This window comes from Deltaproteobacteria bacterium, assembly GCA_019310525.1.
Taxonomy (GTDB): domain Bacteria; phylum Desulfobacterota; class DSM-4660; order Desulfatiglandales; family HGW-15; genus JAFDEE01.
This window is the reverse complement of sequence record JAFDEE010000022.1, coordinates 1-24,439: the sequence shown is the minus strand read 5'-3', so window position 1 is coordinate 24,439 and position 24,439 is coordinate 1. Positions and strand designations below refer to the sequence as shown.

Below are 24,439 nucleotides of genomic sequence, written 5' to 3'. Positions count from 1 at the left end.
AAGGATGATGCCGGTAGTCTCTCCTGGAAAAACCCGAGAGTACTCCGGCAGGGAAACGCTTGTTACCGTTCAATGGGCGGCGTAGTGCAGCTCATCAACGAATCAGGAGAAGAAATATCATGGGTACAGAAGAAAAAGTAATCATCATGGGCGCCGGTGGGCGCGATTTTCATAATTTCAACGTCTATTTCCGGGATAACCCCCGCTACCGGGTCGTGGCCTTTACCGCTACGCAGATTCCGAACATCGAGGGGCGTCTCTACCCCCCGGAACTTTCCGGCAAGCTCTATCCCGAGGGGATTCCCGTCTTTCCCGAGGAGAGGCTGGCTGAACTCATCCGGGAGCATCGAGTCGACCTGGTGGCCATGTCCTACAGCGACATCCCCCACGTGGAGGTCATGCACAAGGCCGGGATCGCCATGAGTGAGGGGGCGGACTTCATCCTGATCGGCGCCACTTACACCATGCTCAAGGCGACCAAACCGGTGGTGGCGGTCTGCGCCGTCCGCACGGGTTGTGGAAAATCCCAGACGACCCGCAAGGTCTGCGAGATCCTCCGCAAACAGGGGAAACGCGTCGTCGCCGTGCGGCATCCCATGCCATACGGTGACTTGAGGGCCCAGGTGGTCCAGCGCTTCTCCTCATACGAAGATTTTACGAAGCACCGCTGCACCATCGAGGAACGGGAGGAATACGAACCCCTCGTGGACCAGGGGATCGTCGTCTATGCGGGGGTGGACTACGGAAAAATCCTGGAGGCTGCTCAGGAGGAAGCGGACGTCATCGTCTGGGATGGGGGGAACAACGACACGCCCTTCTATTTCCCGGACGTGCATATCGTTCTCTTCGATCCCCACCGCCCGGGGCACGAACTCCTCTATTATCCCGGCGAGACCAACATGCTCATGGCGGATATCGCCATCATCAACAAGGTGGATACAGCCCCGAAGGAAAACATTGAGCAGGTCCGCGGAAATATCCAGCGCTGCAATCCTGATGCAAAAATACTTCTGGCCGAATCCCCCGTCCTGGTAAGCGATCCGAACCTTATCCGGGGAAAAAGGGTCCTGGTGGTGGAAGACGGACCCACCTTGACCCACGGGGAAATGAGTTACGGTGCAGGGGTCATCGCCGCAAGGACTTACGAGGCCTCTGAACTCGTGGATCCCAGACCCTATGCCGTGGGGACCATCGCCGAGACTTACAGCAAGTATCCCCACATGGGACCGCTGCTCCCGGCTATGGGATACAGCCGACAACAGATCGAGGACCTTCAAGCCACCATCAGCCGGTCCGAGTGTGATCTGGTGCTCTTCGCCACACCGATCCACCTGACCCGGATCGTGTCCATTGACAAGCCCACCCTCAGGGTCCGCTATGAGTACCGGGACCACGGTGAGCCGCGCCTGGAAGACGAACTCCTGAAGCGACTCTCGTCCTCTGGAGCAACCGGGTAAGGAGGAACGCCTTTCCCCAAACGAAACGCGTCACCGGGGGGTGACGGTCGTTTCAGTTGTTCATGAAAATGAGCAACTGGGCCGCGCCCCCCAAAAGAACCGTGTCGTGGATCCCTTTGCCGGATCCCACCTTTTTTCTCAAGCGATTATAAACATTCCCGTCCCGGTCCACGAAACCCACGAGGTTACCGGTGCGGCTCCGGACAGAACCATCTGCATCCACCCTGGCGACGGGGTCACGGCGGACATTGTAGACCGTTCCGTCCTTATCAACCGTTCCTACCAGGACGCCAACCCGGTTATAGACGCTTCCACTATTGTCCACCGAGCCGATCACTCGACCCCTCAGGTTAAAAAGATCCCATCTTTTAGCGGCTGCAGATCCCTCCGTTTTCTCCCCGGCGAAAAGGGAAGTGCCTTCAAGGGACGTCAGTACGATCAAGAATAGGAACACCAGGCCCGTGGGTATACTGAAAGAGTTGATTTTAAAACCCCTCCTCCATATCCGCTTCCTTGTTTCCATCATCCCATTCCTCCCCGGCACTCAATCCAGGGTACCTTGGAGTCCCCTCCGGAACAAAGCAAGCCATTGGCAAAAAGATCCTGCAAACTCCTAGGGCCGATCACCGTCACCTTGTCAAGGCTTCCGTCGATCATCTCTTTGCCCACCCGTACATGGTCAGGCCCCCTTCCTCCACTCTGCATAACGCAGGGCCAGGCCCAGGGCCTTTATACAGATCTCCGGCTCCCGAAACACGGGGAACCCCATGTCCTCCAGGCGGAAGGCCGTCTCCTGGACGATTGCACTGTCCGGTCCGTAGACCCAGGTCACCAGTGGTTTCCGAAGCCCGTCCTTCACGCCTTCATAGGCCTCGAGGTAGCGCTCGATGATGCCGCCCCGTGGATTCGCCCATAGGATGTTCAGCAGACAATCCACCCCTTCGTCCTCCAGCACCTCCCTCAACAACTCGGGATAGAGGGAAAAGGCGTCCCGGACGGCGGCCATCATGGGGCCGATGTCCACCGGCATCTTTCCAGCCCCAGGGAACCACCGATCAAGCCTTACAGCGGTCTCCCGGCTCAACTCGGCCAGTTGAAGACCGTAGGTCGACGCCCGGTCAATACAAAGCACGGCCACCCCGCCGGTTATGCTCAGGATCCCCAACCGGTTCCCCCTTGGAAGGGGCTGTCCTGCGAAGATCTTAGGCATCTCGAAAAGCTCTGCGAACCGCTCCACCCTAAGGAGCCCGGACTGCCTGCAGGCCGCATTGAAGACGGCATCATCCACCGCCAGAGATCCGGTATGGGAGACACTGGCCCGGGCCCCTTCCCGGGTCTTTCCCCCTTTCAAGACCAGGACGGGCTTGCGGGCGCTCACCTGCCGGCAGGTCTCGATGAAGCGTCTTCCGTCCCGTATACTCTCCAGGTACATGGTGATCACTCCGGTCTCATCGTCTTCCGCGAGATAGGCCATCACATCACACTCGTCCAGATCGCACTTGTTCCCAAAGTCACAGACTTTGCTGATGCCAAAACGGAGATCGGGATAGGGGACGGCCTGGGGGTTGATCATCCCGGTCTGGGCAAGGATGGCGACAGGCCCCTTCTTCACCCTGTAGTACCCGGCCTCGTAAGGCGCAGGATTCAAGCCACAGGAGGTGTTGAGAATTCCCGCGGTGTTGGGGCCGAGGAGGCGGATTCCCCATTGTCCGGCAATCTTCAGGATTTCCTCCTGAAGCCGTCTTCCTTCCAGGTCCCTTTCTGCAAAGCCGTCCGAGACCACCACTATTCCTTTTATCCCCATCTCTCCACACTCCTGGATGACCCTTGGAACCCGCCGGGCGTTGATCATGACCAGGACCAGGTCTATCTTGGCCGGGACCTCTTTCAGGGATGGATACACCCTGAGGCCATGGGTTTCCCTGGCGTTGGAGTTGACGGGAAATATTCCGCCATGAAAGCCCCCCTCCAGTAGGGACTTTACCACCACGTGGCCACCGAAATAGTTCTCCCGAAAGGAACCGATGATTGCAAGGTTTTTGGGCTCAAAAAAGATCGATAGATCATTGTTTTTCAAACTACCACCCGATTTCTTCTCCACCATCGAATCACTCCATGTTCTGTCGGAGGTATTGGAAACTTGATTACTGATTGCACCGGGCTTCAATTCCAAAAGGAAACGGCCCCGGCCCACAGAAATTCCCATGCCATGCAGCTTCCTCCCTCCCCCGTCACGGACCCGTTCAGCCCCTCCCGCTCTCTTTCATCGATTCAGGGCCGCTTCCTGAAGGCCCCGGGGTCCAGGGTCCCGTATGGGGTAAAGCTCACCTTCACACTCATCAGGATAGCCAGGATCACCGTGATGGCCGTTCCCGTGAAAATGGCAATCATGATCCCTATCTGGTACTTGATAGCCGTCATGGGATTGGCCCCACCAAGGATCACCCCGGTCATCATACCAGGCAGGGCCACCAGTCCGATCGTGGCCATGGTCGCCACGGTGGGGAGCAATGCCGCCCGGCACGCATCACGCAGGTAAGGTCTTAAGGCCTCATGTAGTCGGGCTCCATGAGAGAGGGCGAGCAGGAAGGTCTTTTCTCCTTTTCGGATGGCCTCATAGAAGTGCCTGATCCCAATCATGTCGGCCCGCAGGCAATTGCCCAGGATCATGCCCCCGATGGGGATGACATACTGGGCGTCCATCAGGTTGGGCCGCTTGAGCAGAGGGCCTACAAAGGCGATCAAGGGGACCGCTGTTCCCGCAACCAAGGCGCCGAAAAGGGGAATGACGAACCTTCCCAACCTGAGGCCGCAACCCCTGGCAATGGACACATCAGCCACGCCCACCATGACGAGCAGCCAGAGAGAGTTGAGCCATGGATTATTCAGCCGGAATACGACCTGGAGGTAAAGCCCGACGAAAAGCAACTGGAGGGTCATCCTCAACACCGCCGAAAGGGTCTTACCGATGATCGGCACCCGGAACCATAGCATCACACCCAGGGGGATGATCAGCAAGGTATAATAACCCGCCAGGAACCAGACCCCTATGTTTTCAGCCCCCATTTTTCCCTCCTCGTCCAAGCTCAACGGTCCGGTCGGCCAGTTCCAACCATAATGGATCGTGGGATATTACCAGGATGGTGGCGTCGGGTATGGTACGGAAGGTCTCCAGTACCCTACGTCCATTCTTTTCATCAAGGGCAGAGGTGGGTTCGTCCAGGAGAAAGATCTTTCTTCCCAGGAGAATCGCAGTGATCATAGCGACGCGCTGTTTCTCTCCTCCGGAAAGGGATCCGGTCTCTTTATCAAGAAGTTCGGGGGAGAGGGAAAAGCGTTCAAGGAATTCGGGGATACGCTTGAGATTTTCCTTAAGGTGAGCATTCCCCCGATAGGAAAATGGCTTCTCCAGCCATTCCCGGAGAAGACCGTCTCCAAGATCGGGTTCCTGGGGGACATAAGCAATGAGCCTACGGAGTCTCCAGACGGTATCAGCCGTAAGGGGTTCCCCGCTGATGAAGATACGGCCTTCCTGCGGAATCACGAACCCCAGCAAGCAGCGAAGAAGGGTGGATTTACCGATCCCCGACTCCCCGCTGAGCACCACCTTTTCTCCCCGCCCCACGTCCAGGGAAAATCGCGCCAAGATCGTTTTTCCCTGAAAACGGACCGTAACATCTTGGATCCGGATCGCCGGAACGGTATCGGGCATCCGTCCCACCCCCTCCACCTCCAAGGAGGATCCATCACTCGGGCTCTTCATCTCTAACTTCTTCCCACAATTCTTCGACCCGGTCCCGGAGGAAAGCGAGTACATCTCTTCCTTTTCCCGTCAAAAAATACATTTTCCTGCCCCGCGGTCCCGCCCCCGGATCTACCACCGCCCTCAGCCAACCGTTCCGTTCCATCCGCTGGAGCAATGGATACAAGGTCCCGGGGCTGATATCATAGCCGTGTCTCCGAAGCTCCTGGAGCATCCACTGGCCCACCACGCCCTTTTCTCCGGCATGGTGCAATATGTGTACCTTCCAGAAAGCCAACAAAACTTCCCTGGTAATGGTTCTCATATCTGGATGCATATCGATAACCGTAATCGATTAACATAATAATGTCAAACGTAACAGGGGAAAAAAAATATGCTAAATAGTGCCCATCCATAAATGGCCCTTTTCTCCAATCTCTGCGTAAGGCTTACGCCCCTGAGGGGAGGGGGAAAAATCGGAAATTCGCCGGTGCTCAAAATTTAAAGATAGGCCTTGCTTGATCGATGTTATAATTACTCATAACATAAAACGAACCGATGTTGATCAAGATATGCATATTTATATATAACATTCAACTCTATCTCCAAATCAAATAAACTTCAACATATTGATCCAAAAGAAAAGCAAAAAAACATTTTCAAATGAGTTGAATTGTTTTATAACCAAAATCGAATCGATATATCGTCCAAAAACCGTTTCCTCCCACCCAGTTCGAACGGACCACCCGGCGACATGGCACTGTTCCCACAATGGAAGGGAGTATTATACCCAAGATTCTGCAGCTTTTCTCGGCTGAATTGAAAAATGGATGGGTACTAGGGAGAGCCGGACAACAAAGGAATACACATGATTGATGAAACTGATATACAGGCACTCAGCCCCAGGGCGGAAAAGCCGGAATTTTTAACCAACAGCAAGTTCGAGGATTTCGATTTGCCCGATGAAATCCTGACCGGCCTGAAAGAGGCCGGTTATACATACTGCACGCCTATACAAGCCCAAGTACTGCCCATTTCTCTTACGGGCAGGGACGTTGCTGGCCAGGCCCAAACCGGAACCGGCAAGACCGCAGCCTTTCTGGTTACAATTTTCAGCCGATTGTTGGGCTCAAAATCCAGGAAAAACGGGCTGCCTTCAGCTCTGATCGTCGCTCCTACCCGCGAACTGGCATTACAGATATATGAGGATGCACGCTTAATCGGGCGGCACACGGGCTTGAGTCTGGCCCAGGTGGTTGGTGGAATCGATTACAGAAAACAGGCAGAAAGGCTTATCGAGGGGCCGGATATCGTGATCTGCACTCCCGGCCGCATCATCGATTATCTCAAACAAGGGATCTTTAAGACAGGTGGGATAAAAATCCTTGTAGTGGACGAGGCGGACCGCCTCTTTGACCTGGGATTCACCAAGGACATGCGCTATATCCTCCGGCGACTCCCCCATTACGAGAAAAGGCAATCCATGCTCTTTTCCGCAACCCTTTCCCACCGGGTCCTCGCCCTGACTTACGACTACATGAACCTTCCGGAGTTTATCTCGGTGCTGCCGGAAAACATCACTGTAGACGGAATCGAACAATGCCTGTTCCACGTGGGATCGGACCAGAAACTTTCCCTGCTTCTTGGACTATTGGAGCAGGAAGACTGGACCCGGGTGCTCATTTTCTCCAATACCAAGGCGGACGTCGAATTCCTCTCCGGGAAGCTCAAGGGAAACGGACTTCCTGCCGAGGGCATCACCGGGGATCTGCCCCAGCCGAAGAGGCTCAGGCTTATGGAACGCTTTAAGACGGGAAAGACAAAAATCCTGGTCGCAACGGACGTGGCTTCAAGGGGCATCCACGTGGAAGACATCAGCCATGTCATCAACTACGACCTCCCCCAGGACCCCGAAAACTATACCCACAGGATCGGGCGAACGGCCCGGGCAGGAAAGACAGGGAAAGCCTTTTCCTTTGCATGCGAGAATTGCGTCTACTACCTCGAACCCATCGAGAAGATGCTCGGGGAAAAGATTCCCGTAACTTGGCCGGATGACGACTGGTTCAAGGAGGACCAGGCCGCCCAAGTCCCGTCCCGGGTTCGAGGGAGGAAATCAAGGGTATTGAAGGGTCGCCGCGGGTCCGGGAAAAAGTCGGGAAGGAGGCAGGATTCCAGGAAAATCGCCAAGGGCAAGGAGTCCAGAGGAATATTCGGTCTGGCGCCCAAGCCGGCCGTCGATACGGAGAAGGTGCACCAAAAGAAGAAACGGGGCGGCCGACGCAAAAAGGCCGATCTCTCAATCGACGACCGGTTCGATTCGGCTACCGGGCAGACATCTTCCCCCACACCCTGATGCCGGTAAAGCAGTCGGAGGCCAGGGACTCGATTACTCCCACTCTATCGTGCTGGGCGGCTTGGAAGAGATATCGTACACGACCCGGTTGACACCCCGGACGTTGTTGATGATCCGGTTTGAGATCCCGGCAAGCACAGAGTAAGGGACCCGGGTCCAATCCGCGGTCATGGCATCTTGGCTGTCCACGATCCGCAAGGCGATGACGTTTTCATAGGTCCGCTCGTCCCCCATCACACCTACGGTCTTGACCGGCAAAAGCACGGCGAAAGATTGCCACACCTTCTCGTAAAGTCCCTCCTTCCGGATCTCCTCCAGCAGGATGGCATCGGCCGATCTCAAGACTTCCAACCGTTCGGGCGTCACCTCTCCCAGGATTCTCACGGCGAGTCCCGGCCCAGGGAAAGGCTGCCGCATCACCATTTCCCGAGGGATGCCCAATTCAAACCCCACCTGCCGGACCTCATCCTTAAACAGTTCCCGAAGGGGCTCGATGAGTTCCAGTTTCATCACCTCCGGCAATCCTCCCACATTGTGGTGACTCTTGATCGTAGCCGAAGGGCCTTTGAATGAGACGCTCTCGATTACATCAGGATACAGGGTTCCTTGGGCCAGATATCGGGCCTGGCCCAGTTCCTTGGCCTTCCTCTCGAAGACCTTGATAAATTCCCTGCCGATGATCTTTCTCTTCTGCTCGGGATCCGTGACACCCTTGAGGCATCTGAGGAAATGGGCGGAGGCATCCACCAGGTGGACATCCATGTGGTAATGCTCCTGGAAGAGTTCCATCACCTCGTCGCTCTCGCCCCGCCGAAGCACCCCGTTGTCCACAAAGATGCAGGAAAGCTGCCGCCCGATGGCCTTGTGCAACAACACGGCGGTGATGGTGGAGTCCACTCCTCCTGAGATACCGCAGATCACCCGGCCTTCTCCCACCCTTTCACGTACATCCTCAATGGTTCTTTCCACAAAGGAACTCATGGTCCAAAGGGGTTCGCAACCACAGATCCTGAAAAGGAAGTTTTTCAAAATACGCATTCCCTTGGGAGTGTGTATGACCTCCGGGTGAAACTGGACTCCGAAGAGCCTTTTCCCGGAATGGACCATGGCGGCCACTGGACTGTTCGACGTATCCGCCAGTACGGTGAAGCCCTCGGGCAGGCGGTCGATGCGATCCCCGTGACTCATCCAGACCGTCTCTTCCGAGCCGACCTGAAAACCGTGGAACAGGTCGTGGTCATTGCGGATCGTGACCGAGGCACTGCCATATTCCCGATCCAGGGCCTTGGCCACGACTCCACCCAGTATGTGGGTGATATACTGCATCCCGTAACAGATCCCCAGTACCGGGACCCCCAGATCCAGCACTCCCGGATCGGCCATGGGCGCCTCCTGATCGTAGATGCTCGAAGGCCCCCCGGATAGGATGATCCCCCGCGGAGAAAAGGCCTTCACCTCGTCCAGCGGGAGGTTGAAGGGATGGATCTCGCAATAGACCTGGGCCTCCCGGACCCTTCGTGCAATCAACTGGGTGTACTGGGACCCGAAATCCAGGATCAAAATTTTTTGTTTGTAAATATCTTTTTCCATTATTCCAGCATGTAGTTTGGGGCCTCTTTGATGATGATCACGTCATGGACATGGCTTTCCCGGAGGCCCGCCGGTGTGATGGCCACAAAGGTGGGCTTGGTATGGAGTTCCTGGATGTTGCGGCAACCCAGGTATCCCATGCCGGCCCTCAGGCCCCCGACGAGCTGATAGACCGTTTCTCCCAGAGGACCCCGGTAAGGGACCCGGCCCACGATACCCTCGGGAACAAGCTTCTTTTCCTGCTCGATCCTGCCCTGGAAATAGCGGTCCCTACTCCCTTCCTTCATGGCCTCGATGGAGCCCATGCCGCGGTAGACCTTGTAAGTCCGTCCCTGGTAGAGAATGGTCTCTCCCGGGCTCTCCTCGGTCCCCGCGAACAGGCTTCCGATCATTACACAATCCGCCCCCCCTGCGATCGCTTTGGTGATGTCCCCCGAATACTTAATACCGCCGTCTCCGATGATGGGGATATCCCACTTGGCGGCCTCCTCCGCACAGTCCATGATTGCGGAAAGCTGGGGCACGCCCACACCCGCCACCACCCGAGTGGTGCAAATTGATCCGGGGCCTACCCCCACCTTGACGGCGTCGACCCCGGCCTCGATCAGGCGCCGCGTACCTTCGGCCGTCGCCACGTTCCCTGCGACCAGTTCCAGGGCGGGGAATTTCTTCTTGATCATTTCAACCGCCCGAATGACGCCGAGGGAATGCCCATGGGCCGTATCCACCACCACCACGTCAACGTTGGCGGCAACGAGCCGCTCCACGCGTTCCTCCGTGTCCGTGTCGATCCCCACCGCCGCTCCAACCCTCAGGCGTCCCAGTTCGTCCTTGCAGGAGTTAGGATACTTCCTGATCTTCTCTATGTCCTTGATGGTGATGAGCCCCCGGAGCTTACCTTCATCATCCACCACCAGCAGCTTTTCAATGCGCCTCTGGTGAAGGATGGCTTTGGACTCTTCCAGGGTGATACCGACCTTGGCGGTGGCCAGGTTCTCCTTGGTCATGACCGCCTCGACCGGCTGCTCCAGGTTCGTTTCGAATCTCAAGTCCCTGTTGGTGATGATCCCCACCAGGTTGCCTTCTTTAACCACCGGGACCCCCGAGATCCTGTACTTGCGCATGATGTCCAGGACCTCATAGATCTTTCGATCCGGCTCGATGGTGATAGGGTCGACGATCATGCCGCTTTCCGACTTTTTGACCTTTTCGACCTCCAGGGCCTGCTGCTCAATGCTCATGTTTTTATGAATGAAACCCAAGCCCCCCTGTCGTGCAATCGTGATAGCCGTTTCCGATTCCGTGACCGTGTCCATGGCTGCACTCACGATGGGGATATTCAACTTGATCTTTCTGGTAAGACGTGTTCTGACATCCACTTCGGAAGGCAACACAGAAGACTCGGCAGGTACAAGGAGCAAGTCGTCAAAGGTATATCCTCGTTTGATTTCTTTCCTGTCCATCACTCTCTCCGTTTTTGAATTCGAGCCTTAAACCCAAATTATACATTACTAATGGAATTGATCTTTATTGTAATATGTTAAAGCATTCTGACAGCACCCGATGGGTGAAGGGTAAAAGGGATGTTCCCTCCGCTACGTTCCCGCCATAATTCCGGCGGGCAAGCGTTCAAGCATAATTTGGGTTAGACTATAGCGTTTTTGTTTTCTACTGCAAGAAATTTTCCTTGGACCGGCCGCCCCTTTGATGAAAAAGGCTTGAAAGAAGGAACTCATGCCGGTTCTCAGACCTGACCGGTTCGGGTATCCACGAGCGGGAGAGAAACCGTGAATACCCGGTGGCCGTTTTCCTCCCTTACATAAAGGATCCCGCCGATATCCTTGACCAGGCGATATGACAAAGGCACTCCACCCCTTGACGATTCCACGGAAAAGGGCATGAAAATGGTCTTGTCATCGGGGGTCCCGGGACTCCGGAACCTGCCCTTGATACGGACATGGATCTCCCCGGCCTCACGGGAGGTCGTGATCGTCAGTTCTTCCGATCGATCCATGGATTCAAGGGCGCTCTGTATGAGATTTACAAAGACCTGGGTCAAAATCTCGGGATCCAGGAAGACAAGGGGCAAGGAATCCTGGAATTCCAGCCGCAAACCGAGCCCCCGTTCCTCCAGTTGAGGGCGCTTCCGTTCCAGGCACTCTTGCAGGATTCCATTGATAGAGCATTTCTGAGGATGGATTTCCACCGGTCTGAGATAATTGGTGATTCTCGAAAGGATACTCTCAAGCCTCTGGGATTCCCTCAGGATCACGTCACACTCTCCAAGCGTCGGGTATTTCTGCTTGAGACGCCGGGCAAAGCCTCCGATCGAAACCAGAGGGTTTCTGATCTCGTGGGCGACTTCGGCTGAAATGGCCCCCAGGGTCTCAAGCTTCTCTCTCTGAATGAGGGTCTTTTCCAGGATGACGCGGTCCGTGATATCCAGAATGAATCCTTCCAGAAATGCGTGTGGAAGCCTGGACTTCCCGCCGGGGCCTGGGATGGATTTCAGCAGGACGTGGACAGTATCCCCTCCAGAGCGGAGAAGCCTGCACTCCAGGGATACGGGAGCGCCCCTTTCAAAGGCCGCCTGAAATGCGGCCTTTAGTCGTTCGCGCTCCGATTCGGGAACCCGTTCAAGGAGCCACCCCGGCCGGTTTACAATCTCTTCCGGCCGGTACCCCAGAATCTCCAAAACTGCATCGCTTACGAAGTCCAGCCCGAAATCCCCCCGAAGCACGTAAATGATCAGGGGAATATTCTGAACCAGTCGAAAATATCGTCTCTCCGCCGACCGGATCCGTTCCCGGAGAAGTTGCCTTTCCTGGAATCGCTTGAGGCAGAGAAGGAAATCGTTCAGGCTGAAGGGCTTCCGGAGATAATCATAGGCCCCGATCTTGATAGCCCTGAGGGCGTTTTCAAGGGAACCCGAGCCCGTGATAAAGACAATCTCGCAAACCGGGTTCCGTTCCTTCATCTCTGCAGCCAGGTCAAGGCCGCTCATTCCGGGCAAGTTGATGTCCACGAAGGCAAGGGCAAACGTCTTTCGGGCAGACCTGGCAAGGGCGTCCTCCGCATCCCCCGAAACCTCCGGACGATAACCCTCCCTCTCCAGTGCCTCCCTAAGGAGGTCGCGGATGAAGGGATCATCGTCCACCACCAGGATATTTTCATTTGGGGTGTTTTCCCTTTCCATGGCCCCTCCCAGGGACAGGGATGTCCTCTTCCCCTTGAGACCTCCATCTCTCCGCGTAAACTGTCTTTCGAACGGTCCAGGCGATGCGGCTCATCATAAAGAGTTTGATGGCGAATTCCCGGATTCCCATCTCCTTCTTCCCCTCATGGGCTCAATGTACCCGTTGCAAAATCGCCGACATTCCGAACCGTTCGGGACGGCGGCTTCCAGAGCCCACCGTCCTGAAGGCGGAAGACCCCTTCAAGGAGGGACAAGCTCCTTGAAGGGGTCTTGTGGTGGGGAAGGTTCCCTCCATGAAAAACCCCCTCCCGGATAGGTGCGGGTGTCCTGAAATCACCACGAAATGAATCCGGAACTTCCTGATTTATTATTATACCATAAACGGCGGAGAGGAACCTTGTAAAAATTCCATGCTCCCTAGTCGGCATCCATCAGTGAGAAAGGATACGAATCTTGTTGATATCCAGTCCCCTGCCTGCTATATGAACGTTGGGTCCTTCTCAAAAAGAATCAACGGTATCCGGTGTCTCTTCAAGGGTCAAGGAGCTGGTTCGGTGAAAAAGGCCGTCCTTCAACTAATTATTCTGCTTGTCTTGGCCGCTTTAGTTATCGGGGGTTACGTGTTTGCCGGGCGCATCCTCTCTCTTCCATTCCGGGCCGTAAACGACACTCTCCACGAAAGGGACTCAGCGATCAAACTGGATTTCCTGATCCCAGGGGGCACTTACATCGACGAACAGATGACCATCAGGGAGGTCATCCAGGCACGGTTCAAGAAGCAAGTCCCACTCGTCGAAAGGGCCTTTAAGGGAATCCTTTCCACCATCCCACCGCGATACCGCTATCTTTTCTCGCTCCTGTTCTTTCTCTTCTTCACTTTTTCCTTCATGGCGTTCTTTCGGGTTTTCACCTTTGTGGGTTACGGCAGGGCTCTCCGAATCAGTCTCCTTTTTGCAGGCATCCTCTATTTCTTCCTACCGGATCTCATCCCCAAGAGGATCGATGACATCCTTTTTTTGGGGGTGCCATTGCTGATCATTCTCCTGAGACTCTATTTTCTTCAAAAGGGAAAGCGAAGGAAGTACCTCAGGGGATAGGATAAAGAAAAAGGGATCCCAGCGTTTCAGCCGCCTCCTGAATTGGAAGAAGAATACACTTAGGGCGGCTATTTTCAAGGTCTTCTTTTCAACAGTGGTCCAAGGATATCCTTCAGGGTCTGAAGCTCTCTCAACCGAAACAGCTTGGCTAGGGAAAAATAGATGAGAGCCCCCACCGGGACCAGGACCACCAGCATGAGGGCCACGTCCCAGAGGCTTTCCGGTGGGGCAAGGTCTCTCCAGGCAACAGACAGGTAATAGACGACACCCCCCATAAGGACCGAGGCGGCCAGGCTCTTCACGCCCGATTTCAGGATGACGCCCAAGCCGAAAAAGGGGGTCTTTCTTTTCAGCAGATAGAGGAGGAGGAAAAACTGGAGAGTGGAGGCCAGGGAAAGGGCCAGGGCCAATCCTCCGTGCCTAAGAGGACCCATAAGGGAAAGGCTGAAAACGAAATTGGCGGCCATTGCCGCAGTGGCCGTCTTCACCGGGGTCTTGGTGTCCTGTAGGGCATAGAAGGCGGAAACCATGACCCGGTTGGCCGAAAAGGCCCACAGACCCATGGAATAGAAGAAGAGGGCCGTCAGGGTCATATCCGTAGAAAGCGGACCAAAGGCCCCCCTCTCGAAGAAGACCTGGATGATCGGTCTCCCCAGCACTATCAGACCTGCCATGGAAGGGACCGAAATAAAAAATACGAGGCGGATGGCATACTCGAGGGTATCGCCAAAACCCTCCCGGTCCCCCCCGGCGGCGTGCCTTGAGAGGGAGGGGAGGACAGCCGTACTGATCGCGATGGCGAAGACCCCCAGGGGAAACTCCACGATCCGATCCGCGTAGTAGAGCCAAGAGACGCTGCCTTCGGGCAGAAAGGTGGCCAGGAGAGTTGCTATGAATTGGTTCAACTGGTAGACTGCCGAACCATAGACGGCGGGAACCATGAGAAGCCCGATCCTCCTGACGGCGGGGTGGCGGGGCAACCAGGCCGGGAGGAGGGTTACCCCCTTTTTGAGAATCCAGGGCAACTGGAGTGCCAGTTGCAAGACCCCGCCGATCAGCACACCCACGGCCACGCCCACCACCGGCTCCGAGAAGTGGGGGGAAAGCCACAGGGTCGCCCCAATGATCCCGATGTTGAGGAGGATGGGGGCCGCAGCGGGAGCTGCGAAATGCCGAAGGGCATTGAGTATCCCCATGAAAAGCGCCACGATGCTCACGAGAAGGATATAGGGAAACATGATCCGGGTAAGGAGCACCGTGAGTTCGTACTTGGCCCCTGCCCCGCCCCAGCCATAGGCCTGGATCCGGACGATCCAGGGAGAGCAAAGAATCCCCAGGACCGTGATCCCGACGAGAACAGCAGAAAGCAGGGTCAACACGGCCCGGGCCAGAAGAAAGGCGTCTTTCCTGGACTTACGGGTCAGGTACTCCGTGAATACCGGAATGAAGGCTATTGTGAGGGACCCTTCCGCGAACAGGCGCCTCAGGAGATTGGGGATCCTGAAGGCCACGAAAAAGGCGTCAGCTGCCATGCCGTCCCCGAAAAACCGGGCGAATACCATGTCCCTCACCAGCCCTAGGATCCGGCTCAGAAGGGTAAAAAAACCGACAACGCCCGCGGCCTCACCCACGCGCCGCTTTTCAGCGTTTGGGGCCATCGTGTTCACTGTCTTTCAAGAAGGGATAGGTCATCGAATTTTATCTTGACAACTTCTCTTTCTTCCATTAGGTAATGTTATTTTCAGAAAACATCATGGCAAAGGAGATTGGACTTTGGCAAATCATCCATCCGCACTGAAAAGGGCCCGGCAGAACAGGGTGCGCAGAATGAGAAATATGGCTTACAAAACCCGGGTTAAGACCGCCATCAAGAAGGTGCGTTCCGCCGTGGATCGGAACGCTGCCGAAGAAGCCAGGGAGAGCCTCATCAAGGCCGTCTCCATCATCCAAAAAACAGCCTCCAAGGGTGTCATCCACAAGAAAAACGCTTCCCGCAAAATCTCCCGTCTCACCCGCCGGGTCAACCAAATGGCTTCCTCCTAGCGCCCTCGCGGGCCGGATTTCGGGGTGCAGAGGGCGAGGAAGAAATTTTCCAGAACCGGCTTAGGTCGGGATCCCGACTTGAGCCTTCCGTCTACCTCGTAAAGCAACCTCAGGGTCCTTTCAAGTTCTTCCAGGCTCCAATATTTTGCTTGCCTCACCAGATTTCCGGCCGAAAAACGGGGGAGGCTCAGCCTTTGGGCCACCTCACCGGCCTGCCCGCCCCTTTGAAGGATCATCTTGGTCTGCCATAACAATCGGACCTGACGATTCAGCATTCCAAGGAGCCGAAGGGGTCCCCCTTTTTTATCCTCCTCTTCCAGAAAGCGGGACAAGACCCTGAGCGCCGCCGGGCCATTCTTCGTGGAAAAGAGATTCATCAATTCGAAGACGGAATATAAGCGGCTGTGGATCGCAAGTTCCCGGACCTCCTCCATCCCCACCCTGCCGCCGCCGTACCTTAGAAACAACTTTTCCAGTTCAGCATGGAGTTCCCTGGGATTCGCGCCCACCATCTGCTGGAGGTAATCGCAGGCCTCCTTCTCGATGTTCAACCCCATCTCGGAGGCCAAGGATCGGATCCAGGGGACCACCTGATTTTCCCTGAGGGCCGGGAAAAGAACGGCCCCTCCCAGGGACCTGATGGTTCGGTAAAATTTACGCTTAAAATCCGGCTTCTGGGCCACAAAGATGAGGCAGGAAGTCTTCGGGGGGTTTTCCAGGTAGGGCAGGAACTTCTCCAAGGCATCGGCCCTGTAAAGGTCCATTCTTCGCACGATGATAAGGCGGTGCTCTGAGAGGAATGGGAAGGACAAAGCACGATTTACGATCTCCCGGGGATCGCTCTCATCGGCATAGAAGATCTCAAGGTTCAGGTCCCTGGATGCTTCGGGAATCCAGGTCTCGCGGATCCGATCCAGGACCTTCTCCATCTGAAATTCTCCGGGTCCGTAAAAAAGATAAAAAGGGGCAAGCCGCCCCTCCTTCAAGGTATTTAGGACATCCCCGGGACGAAGGTCTTGTGCCATCAAAACCTTTCCATTGTCTTCAGGTATATTCGCTTTGCAAGCCGACGGGCGATCTTTTCAAGGGCCAGCTTCCTGTTGTAACGATTCCGCAAGGGATCAGTATCGATCTTGTAAACCGCCCGTTCCTCCATCTTTCCCTCGTGCCAAATCACTTTGCCGGTCCTGCGGTCTATAAGCTTAATGTCCAGCCTCACCCGGAGCCGACGACTGCTGGTCACCTCGTAGGTGGTCAATCGGCCATGAACGCGCCTTTCCTGAGAGTCGTAGCTCAGGGGATCCTCCCGGATCTCCCGGATCTTTCCCCTGAGGACGGCCTGGGCCTGGGTGCTTGAGGCCAGGGGGACCTTACCATGGCTGATGAATTCCTCGCGAAGGATACGGGTAAAATCGGCCTCGAACCCTCGGATGGAGGATGTGCTCTCCACAAGAGGAATCGCAAGGCTTTCAATCTCAATGCCGACCGGCCTGCCGTCCGCCCTGAAATTGTAACCGCAGCCCGCGAAAAGTCCTATGAGCGCAACGAACAGGAAGGCTCTCAAAACCCCGGGAAATCCTTTATTGATCTGTTTCAATGCCTTTTTCTCCTTCCTGCTTCTTCCAAGCCCCCCGCCATGCCCGAATGGATATCCGCTGGCCCTTGCCGGGTAAAGGCTTTCGTTTCGATTCAGTCCCCACCCCTTCTTTTTTTCCGTCCACGGGGCCCGGGGCCCCCGGGAATTCAAGCTCCCCCGCTCTCTGGCGGCCCCAAAATCCAAACGGTCGGAGAGTCCCGTCCGGTTTCCCGGTATCGAGTGGCACCCTATACTACCACATTCACCAATTTGTTCTTGACCAAGATGATCTTTTTGATGGGTTTGTCGGCGATGAACTTCTTTACCTTTTCATCCCGAAGAGCCTCGGCCTTGATTTCCTCATCCCCAAAAGCGGCCGGCACTTCCAACCTGGCTCTCACCTTGCCGTTGACCTGGACAACGATCAGGCGTCTTTCAACTTCCAGCATCTTTTCATCCCAGCGTGGCCAGGGCTCCTCCAGGAGGCTCTTCTCGTGGCCCAGCATCCGCCACAATTCCTCGGTGATATGAGGCACCACCGGCGAAAGAAGGACTACGGTGGTCTCGATCGCTTCCCTGGCCACGGCCCAGAAGAGACCATCCTTCTCGCGGTCGTCCGCAAGGGCCCTGTTCAAGTCATTGACCAGTTCCATGACGGCGCTGATGGCCGTGTTGAAATGGAATCGATCCTCGATGTCGCTGGTGACCTTCTTGATGGTCTGGTGAGTTTTCCTTTTCAAGTCCCGAAGATGGGACGGCAGGGATTCTCCTCTTTCGGGGCTTTCCGTCTTTACCAGGTCATCCAGGTTCTCCACGACCAGTCGCCAGACCCGGTTCAGGAACCTGAAGGAGCCTTCCACCCCCTGATCGCTCCACTCGAGGTCCCTTTCAGGAGGTGAGGCGAAGAGGCAGAACATGCGAACCGTATCCGCACCGTACTGTTCGATCAGTTGCTGGGGATCCACCACGTTCTTCTTGGACTTGGACATCTTGACCTTGGGTCCCGTGATGATCTCCGAGCCGCAGTGGACACACCGGTTGTTTTCAACCTCGTTCGGGTAGAGGTACCCGTGTTTCGGGCACTCCTGGGTCTCCTTGCAGACCATGCCCTGGGTGAGAAGGTTGGTGAAGGGTTCCTTTATCTTCAAGTATCCGAAATCTTTGAGCACCCGGGTATAGAACCGGGAGTAAAGCAAGTGCAGGATGGCGTGCTCGATCCCTCCGATGTACTGGTCCACCGGCATCCAGTAGTCCACCTTCTCGGTCTCCAACGGGCCGCCGTCGTAATGGGGGCAGGCATAGCGGTCAAAGTACCAGGAGGATTCCACGAAGGTATCCATGGTATCCGTTTCCCGGCGGGCCTTCCCCTTGCATCTTGGACAGGTTGTTTCATAGAAGGACGGTTCGTGGGGCAGGGGGGAGCCGCCGTTGGGCCGCATTTCCAGATCCAGGGGAAGTAAAACAGGCAGATCCTCCTCCGGTACAGGGACCATCCCACAACGCTCGCAGTAAATGATAGGTATGGGGGCCCCCCAGTAACGCTGCCTCGATATGTTCCAATCCCTTAACCTGTAATTGACAGTTTTGTGCCCCAGGCCCTTCTTCTCCAGGTATTCCGCGATATCGTCCAGGGCCTCCAGGGTCTTCATGCCGTCAAAGGGCCCCGAGTTGACCAGGATCCCTTCCCCCTCGTAGGCCTCTGTCATGCTCTCCTCGGTCAATTCCCGGTCAGGGGGCATGATGACGATCCTCAGGGGCAGGTTGTACTTCTTGGCGAATTCGAAATCCCGTTGATCATGGGTCGGGACGGCCATGATGGCCCCCGTCCCGTAATCGAAGAGGACAAAGTTGGCTACATAGATGGGAATCTCCTGGCCGGTCGCGGGGTTTCGGCAGTAGCGGCCTGTAAAGACCCCTTCCTTGACGGTAAAATCCGCCGTGCGGATGTAGCTGTCCACCTTCATGGTCCGCTCGATGAAATCCAACACCTCCCTCTCCCGCTCCGTACCCTTCACGAGGTCCTTGAGCAGAGGATGCTCAGGGGCAAAGCAGAGAAAGGTGGCCCCGAAAAGGGTGTCCTGCCTCGTGGTATAGACCTCGATCACTTCCTCAGAGCCCACTACGGGAAACCGGATAATGGCGCCAAGGCTCTTCCCGATCCAGTTCTTCTGCATGGTCAGCACTCTTTCAGGCCATCCGGGCAACTTGTCGCAATGATCAAGAATGTCCTCGGCGTAGTCCGTGATCCTGAAGTACCAACTGTCCATCTCCTTCAGGGTCACTTCCCGGTCGGGATGACGCCAGCAACACCCGTTTTCCACCTGTTCCTTGGCCAGCACCGTCTGGCAGGCATCACACCAGTTCACGTATGTCCGTTTCTTATAAGCCAGCCCCTTCTCGTACATCTTCAAGAAAATCAACTGCTCCCATCGGTAGTACTCAGGGTCGCAGGTGGCCAGTTCCCGCTCCCAATCGTAGCTGAAACCCATCCTCTTGAGCTGGCTTTTCATGTTTTCGATGTTTTCATAGGTCCACTTGGCCGGATGGGTCCGGTTTTCAATGGCCGCGTTTTCCGCGGGAAGACCGAAGGCGTCCCATCCCATGGGATGAAGGACGTTCTTGCCCTTCATCCTCATGTACCGTGCTACCACATCTCCGATTGTATAATTGCGCACGTGACCCATGTGGATTTTTCCGGAAGGATAAGGGAACATCTCGAGGAGATAGTACTTCTCCCTGTCGAGGTCTTCGCGACTCCTGAAAAGACCCTCCTTCTCCCAGTAATGTTGCCACTTCACTTCCAATTCCTGCGGATTATACTTCATGATCTCCAATCACCTTCTCATGACGGGGGTCCCCCACGGTTACCCCTCTGTTTGATGTTGCCCCCCGGCATGGGCGGACCTCCCGGGAAAGAGGCACGCCCTATCCGATCGGTTCGGTCTCGCGGGTTTCACCTTGGATCGTATTATAGACATAATCCAAAATCCCGTTGATAAAGGATCCGGATTCCCCGGTGCCGAACCTTTTCCCCAATTCGACCGCCTCGTCAATGGAGACCTTCGGAGGGATATCCTCCATGTGGATCAACTCGAATACTCCCACCCTCAAGATGTTCCTGTCCACGCGGGACATACGGTGAAGCTTCCAGTTCCTGGAGGCCTTACCGATCAACCGGTCCAAATCCTCCCGGTGCCGGCAGACCCCGAAGACCAACTCCTTCGAAAAAGGGCGGATAGACCTCGGCGGGGCAAAGTTTTCGCACACAATCCGGAAGGACTCTTCCGGATCATCGGGATTGAATTCCATATGAAAAAGAACCTGCAAGGCCAGTTCCCTGGCCTGATGTCTCTTTCCCATCGTCTCAAAAGAAAAAAGGATCGGCTCCCAAGAGCCGGAAAAAAGATAAGGACCGGGATCGGTCTTTCCACTAATCCACCGGATCCCTCCTCTGGATCATTCAAGGGCCTTTAGGAGATTCGCCATCTCCATGGCCGCCACGGCTGCATCCCAGCCTTTGTTGCCGGCCTTGGATCCCGCCCGCTCAATGGCCTGCTCCAGGTTGTCCGTCGTCAGGACACCGAAGGTCACGGGAATGTTGCTCTCCAGTGAAACGGCGGCGATCCCCTTGGACATCTCAGCGGCTACATAGTCGAAGTGGGGCGTCGCCCCCCGGATTACAGCCCCAAGGCAAATCACGGCGTCGTAACGGCCGCTCTGGGCCACCCTCTTCGCAGCAAGGGGAATCTCGAAGGCTCCCGGAACCTTGATCAGTGCAATCTGGTCTTCATCTGCCCCATGCCTCTTAAGGGCATCCAGGGCACCGTCGACGAGCTTCGAACTGATGAAGTCGTTGAAACGGCCGACGATAATGGCGAAGCGAAACCCTTTTCCTGATATGTGACCTTCAAATATTTTCGGCATCGATATGTTCCTCCTCTCCCGTATCCTTAAGGTCCCTGTACCCGCCCTCAATGATTCCCTTCTCCGAAACCGCAAGGTGTCCTTCAGCCGCCTGAAGAAATCCTCTCATCATCGAGGTGAAGCAGGTGCCCCAGCTTCTGGCACTTTGTCATTAGGTATCTCAGATTTTCCGGGCGGGGTTCCGTTTCGATGGGGACCCTGTCGGTCACCGTGATACCATATCCCTCGAGCCCGATAATCTTCTTGGGGTTGTTCGTCATGATGCGCATTTTTCGAATCCCCAGGGCCGCAAGGATTTGGGCGCCGACCCCATAATCCCGGAGATCAGCACCGAATCCCAGCTCTTCATTGGCCTCAACCGTGTCACGGCCCCTGTCCTGCAAGGCATAGGCCTTGATCTTGTTGGCCAGACCGATTCCCCTTCCTTCCTGCTGCAAGTAAAGGATCACCCCGAGGCCCTCTTCCTGGACCATTTCCATAGCCTTCCTGAGCTGGGTCCCGCAGTCACACCTGAAGGAACCGAAGACATCTCCGGTGAGGCACTGGGAATGGACCCTCACGAGGACTTCCCTCTCCGAATCGATCTCTCCCTTCACCAGGGCCAGGTGCTCGTGATCGTCGATATCGTTTACAAAGGCTATGGCCTTGAACTCCCCGTAAGGGGTAGGCAACACGGTCTCCGCCACCTTGTGGACGAAAGATTCGTTTCTCATCCGGTAGGCGATGATATCGGCCACCGTGGCGATCTTCAGACCGTGCTTTTCCGCGAACTTTTCCAGGTCGGGCATGCGGGCCATTGTCCCGTCTTCATTCATGATCTCGCAGATCACTCCGGCTGGTTTCAACCCCGCCAGGCGGGCCAGGTCCACCGATCCCTCTGTCTGTCCGGTCCTGAAAAGCACGCCTCCCCGCCGTGCCCGAAGGGGAAACACGTGTCCGGGTTGAACCAGGTCCTGGGGCTTTGCGTCATCCGCCACGGCGGTCAAAATCGTGTGGGCCCTGTCAGCCGCTGAAATACCCGTGGTCACTCCTTCCCGGGCCTCGATGGATACCGTGAAAGCAGTCTTGAAGGGAGAGCGGTTGTCATGGACCATCAAGGGAAGCTGGAGCCGGTCCACTATTTCCGGAGCAAGGGAGAGGCATATCAGGCCCCGGCCGTGGGTCGCCATGAAATTGATGGCCTCAGGGGTGACCTTCTCCGCGGCCATGGTCAGATCGCCCTCATTCTCCCGGTCCTCGTCGTCCACCAGGATGATCATCTTCCCCTGTCTCAGGTCTTCCAGAACTTCTTCTATAGATGCAATTGGCATTTTTCACTCACCGAATCCGAATTCCTTCAACATGTTCTCGTCGATCCCGGAGCCTCCGGAAGTATCCCGGGAGGCCCCTTCACTTTTAAAAAATTTCTCCACGTACTTTCCGATTAGATCGGTCTCGATATTGACGGGGTCTCCAGCCGTCTTTTTCAAAAGCGTCGTTTCCCTGCCGGTTTGGGGGATGATATTAACTTCAAACCAGGTTTCCTGGCAACGGTTTATGGTCAGGCTGATCCCGTCCACCGCGATCGATCCCTTTTCAATAGTATACCGGGACAGGGCTTTGTCAATGCCGATCCTCAGGCACCAGGAGCGACGCTCCGGTTTTCTTTCCAGGATCTTTCCCACTCCATCCACGTGTCCCAGTACCAGGTGTCCCCCCAGTCTGTCGGAAAGGCGAAGGGCCCTCTCCAGGTTGACCTCGTCGCCGGGCTTCAACCGCCCCAGCGTCGTCCGGGAAAGGGTCTCCATCGAGACATCTGCGCTGAACATCTCTCCCTTCAGTTCCGTGAGGGTCAGGCATGCTCCATCCACGGCGATGCTGTCTCCCACGCGGCTGTCCGAGAGGGGGAAGGGGGGTTGGATGGTCAGCCGCACGTCTCCTCCGACTCGGCTGATTTCCCTGACCTGTCCGATCCCTTCAACGATTCCTGTGAACATTCGGATACCCCCTGATCAACACGTCATCCCCGAAGCGTCTGATGCGGATGTCCCGGAGCAAGAAGGCCTTATCCATCCGGCGTGCACCAGGACCCGAGGCCATCGGGACGCCGTCATCGCCGCCCAGGATCTTCGGCGCCTTGAAGATATAATACTTATCGACAAGATTTTCCCGAATCAAGGAACCCATCAAGGTCGCCCCCCCTTCCACCAAAAGAGAACAGACGGGCATCTTACCTAGTTCCACCAGAAGGCCCCTCAAATCCACCCTGCCCTGTCTCAGCGGACAGATGATGGTATGGACGCCCCGGTCCCTCAAGGCCTCCAGCCGTCCTTCCGGAACCCCTTTCCCCACCGCCAGGATCGTGGGAGCGGTCTCAATATCCTCCAGGACCCGTGCATCCGGGGGAATCCTCAGGTGAGTATCCACGATGATCCGAGCCGGATTCTTCCCTTTTCTGTTCCCGAGCCGGGTGGTCAAGCGGGGATCGTCGGCCAGGACGGTGCCGATTCCCACCATCACTCCGTCCACCCGGTCTCTCAGCCGGTGGACAAACTTCCTGGACTTCTCGTTGGTGATCCACCGTGCATGCCCCGTGGCGGTCGCGGTCCACCCGTCCAGGGTCAGAGCCGACTTGGCGATTACAAAAGGAAGGCCCGTGGTGACGAACTTAATGAAGGATTCGTTGAGTTTCCTGCACTCCTTCTCCAGAACCCCCACCCGGACTTCCAGTCCCCTCTCCCTCAAGAAATCACAGCCCCCGCCCCTCACCGTGGGGTTGGGATCTGTCATACCCACCACGAGTTTGCGGATCCCGCTTTTCAGGATCGCCTCCGTGCAAGGGAGGGTCCGACCGTGATGGTTACAGGGTTCCAAGGTCACATACAGAGTATCACCTTTTCGAGCCTGTCCTCCCAGGCGTTCCAGCGCCACCACCTCGGCGTGTTCAGCCCCGGCCCTTTTGTGGTAGCCGGTTGAGACGATCCGACCGCCCCGCACGATCACCGCACCTACAGCCGGGTTCGGAGAGGTCCGGCCCAGGCCCTTTCTGGCCTGCCGGAGGGCTTCCCTCATGAATTTTTCGTCTTGCTGAATCAAGGGATCTATTATCCTCAGCAGGTCTATTCTCCGAGACTTTTGAAAAACGCCCCCTTTTGCCCAATCTTCCGCCTTCGCTATGGCTACGGCGTGACCAGGCTGCGTCAGACTTAGATTTTAGTGTCCCAGTCTGTGAATGGGTGAACCTTGGGCTTTCCAGGCGAAAACTTTAGCTGGATCGTTTTGTTAGTAGGGTTCAAGGATTCAAGGGGCCCAGGGTTCGAGTGAGAAACCGGGATTTAAACCCAAATTATGCGCTAATGATGAAATTGATCTTTATTACAATATGTTAAAGCATTCTGAGAGCACCCGATGGGTGAAGGATAAAGGGATGTTCCCTCCGCTACGTTCCCGCCAAACAGCCGGCGGGCAGGCGTTACGCC

The 24,439-nt window shown here is 55.9% G+C and carries 21 protein-coding genes; 4 read left to right on the top strand and 17 right to left on the bottom strand.

Going from position 1 to position 24,439, the window contains the following annotated elements:
- Window positions 1–119: 119 nt before the first annotated feature.
- On the top strand, window positions 120–1,457 hold the full coding sequence (locus tag JRF57_05830; GenBank protein MBW2303217.1) for a GTPase: 1,338 nt from the start codon (window positions 120–122) through the stop codon (window positions 1,455–1,457).
- Window positions 1,458–1,509: 52 nt separating this feature from the next.
- Here the strand turns inward: JRF57_05830 and JRF57_05825 are convergent, their stop codons facing one another.
- From JRF57_05825 to JRF57_05805, 5 genes are all read right to left on the bottom strand, one after another.
- A complete protein-coding gene (locus tag JRF57_05825; GenBank protein ID MBW2303216.1) occupies window positions 1,510–1,983 on the bottom strand; it encodes a hypothetical protein in 474 nt (157 codons plus the stop codon).
- 153 nt (window positions 1,984–2,136) lie between these two features.
- Window positions 2,137–3,561: a CoA-binding protein gene (locus JRF57_05820; protein MBW2303215.1), complete on the bottom strand. Its 1,425-nt coding sequence runs from the start codon at window positions 3,559–3,561 to the stop codon at window positions 2,137–2,139.
- 167 nt (window positions 3,562–3,728) lie between these two features.
- Complete coding sequence (locus tag JRF57_05815) at window positions 3,729–4,523, bottom strand: ABC transporter permease (GenBank protein ID MBW2303214.1); 795 nt, start codon at window positions 4,521–4,523, stop codon at window positions 3,729–3,731.
- On the bottom strand, window positions 4,513–5,220 hold the full coding sequence (locus tag JRF57_05810; GenBank protein ID MBW2303213.1) for an ABC transporter ATP-binding protein: 708 nt from the start codon (window positions 5,218–5,220) through the stop codon (window positions 4,513–4,515). Before JRF57_05810 ends, JRF57_05815 begins: the two co-directional genes overlap by 11 nt.
- Window positions 5,204–5,536, bottom strand: coding sequence for a helix-turn-helix transcriptional regulator (locus JRF57_05805; GenBank protein ID MBW2303212.1), 333 nt, complete (start codon window positions 5,534–5,536; stop codon window positions 5,204–5,206). The genes JRF57_05810 and JRF57_05805 overlap by 17 nt, the downstream gene beginning before the upstream one ends.
- 531 nt (window positions 5,537–6,067) lie before the next feature.
- Here JRF57_05805 and JRF57_05800 point away from each other — a divergent pair.
- Window positions 6,068–7,555, top strand: a complete 1,488-nt coding sequence (locus tag JRF57_05800; GenBank protein MBW2303211.1) for a DEAD/DEAH box helicase — start codon at window positions 6,068–6,070, stop codon at window positions 7,553–7,555.
- 33 nt (window positions 7,556–7,588) lie between these two features.
- Here the strand turns inward: JRF57_05800 and guaA are convergent, their stop codons facing one another.
- The 3 genes from guaA to JRF57_05785 form a co-directional block, all read right to left on the bottom strand.
- Complete coding sequence (gene guaA / locus JRF57_05795; GenBank protein ID MBW2303210.1) at window positions 7,589–9,145, bottom strand: glutamine-hydrolyzing GMP synthase; 1,557 nt, start codon at window positions 9,143–9,145, stop codon at window positions 7,589–7,591.
- Complete coding sequence (guaB, locus tag JRF57_05790; protein ID MBW2303209.1) at window positions 9,145–10,608, bottom strand: IMP dehydrogenase; 1,464 nt, start codon at window positions 10,606–10,608, stop codon at window positions 9,145–9,147. Before guaB ends, guaA begins: the two co-directional genes overlap by 1 nt.
- A gap of 281 nt (window positions 10,609–10,889) precedes the next feature.
- Window positions 10,890–12,341, bottom strand: coding sequence for a response regulator (locus JRF57_05785; GenBank protein MBW2303208.1), 1,452 nt, complete (start codon window positions 12,339–12,341; stop codon window positions 10,890–10,892).
- A gap of 554 nt (window positions 12,342–12,895) precedes the next feature.
- On the opposite strand from JRF57_05785, the gene JRF57_05780 reads away from it, so the two are divergent.
- The gene (locus JRF57_05780) at window positions 12,896–13,438 is read left to right on the top strand and encodes a hypothetical protein (protein ID MBW2303207.1); all 543 of its coding nucleotides are present in this window, start codon (window positions 12,896–12,898) and stop codon (window positions 13,436–13,438) included.
- A gap of 74 nt (window positions 13,439–13,512) precedes the next feature.
- Here the strand turns inward: JRF57_05780 and murJ are convergent, their stop codons facing one another.
- Window positions 13,513–15,096 carry a murein biosynthesis integral membrane protein MurJ gene (gene murJ / locus JRF57_05775; GenBank protein MBW2303206.1) on the bottom strand — a complete coding sequence of 528 codons (1,584 nt, stop codon included), beginning with the start codon at window positions 15,094–15,096 and terminating at the stop codon, window positions 13,513–13,515.
- 115 nt (window positions 15,097–15,211) lie between these two features.
- On the opposite strand from murJ, the gene JRF57_05770 reads away from it, so the two are divergent.
- Window positions 15,212–15,481, top strand: a complete 270-nt coding sequence (locus tag JRF57_05770) for a 30S ribosomal protein S20 (protein ID MBW2303205.1) — start codon at window positions 15,212–15,214, stop codon at window positions 15,479–15,481.
- Here JRF57_05770 and holA read toward each other — a convergent pair.
- The 8 genes from holA to ribD form a co-directional block, all read right to left on the bottom strand.
- Entirely contained in the window at window positions 15,478–16,506 is a 1,029-nt protein-coding gene (holA, locus tag JRF57_05765) for a DNA polymerase III subunit delta (protein ID MBW2303204.1), read from the bottom strand. The two genes, JRF57_05770 and holA, sit on opposite strands and share 4 nt — an antisense overlap.
- Window positions 16,506–17,078, bottom strand: a complete 573-nt coding sequence (locus tag JRF57_05760) for a hypothetical protein (GenBank protein MBW2303203.1) — start codon at window positions 17,076–17,078, stop codon at window positions 16,506–16,508. Before JRF57_05760 ends, holA begins: the two co-directional genes overlap by 1 nt.
- Window positions 17,079–17,305: 227 nt before the next feature.
- Window positions 17,306–19,891 carry a leucine--tRNA ligase gene (locus JRF57_05755; GenBank protein MBW2303202.1) on the bottom strand — a complete coding sequence of 862 codons (2,586 nt, stop codon included), beginning with the start codon at window positions 19,889–19,891 and terminating at the stop codon, window positions 17,306–17,308.
- Window positions 19,892–19,982: 91 nt separating this feature from the next.
- Entirely contained in the window at window positions 19,983–20,417 is a 435-nt protein-coding gene (gene nusB, locus JRF57_05750) for a transcription antitermination factor NusB (protein MBW2303201.1), read from the bottom strand.
- Between the two features lie 96 nt (window positions 20,418–20,513).
- A complete protein-coding gene (locus JRF57_05745) occupies window positions 20,514–20,981 on the bottom strand; it encodes a 6,7-dimethyl-8-ribityllumazine synthase (GenBank protein MBW2303200.1) in 468 nt (155 codons plus the stop codon).
- An 83-nt stretch (window positions 20,982–21,064) separates the two neighbouring features.
- Window positions 21,065–22,291: a bifunctional 3,4-dihydroxy-2-butanone-4-phosphate synthase/GTP cyclohydrolase II gene (locus JRF57_05740; GenBank protein MBW2303199.1), complete on the bottom strand. Its 1,227-nt coding sequence runs from the start codon at window positions 22,289–22,291 to the stop codon at window positions 21,065–21,067.
- A 3-nt stretch (window positions 22,292–22,294) separates the two neighbouring features.
- Window positions 22,295–22,957, bottom strand: a complete 663-nt coding sequence (locus tag JRF57_05735) for a riboflavin synthase (protein ID MBW2303198.1) — start codon at window positions 22,955–22,957, stop codon at window positions 22,295–22,297.
- Window positions 22,938–24,056, bottom strand: a complete 1,119-nt coding sequence (gene ribD / locus JRF57_05730; GenBank protein ID MBW2303197.1) for a bifunctional diaminohydroxyphosphoribosylaminopyrimidine deaminase/5-amino-6-(5-phosphoribosylamino)uracil reductase RibD — start codon at window positions 24,054–24,056, stop codon at window positions 22,938–22,940. The genes JRF57_05735 and ribD overlap by 20 nt, the downstream gene beginning before the upstream one ends.
- Between the last annotated feature and the right edge of the window lie 383 nt (window positions 24,057–24,439).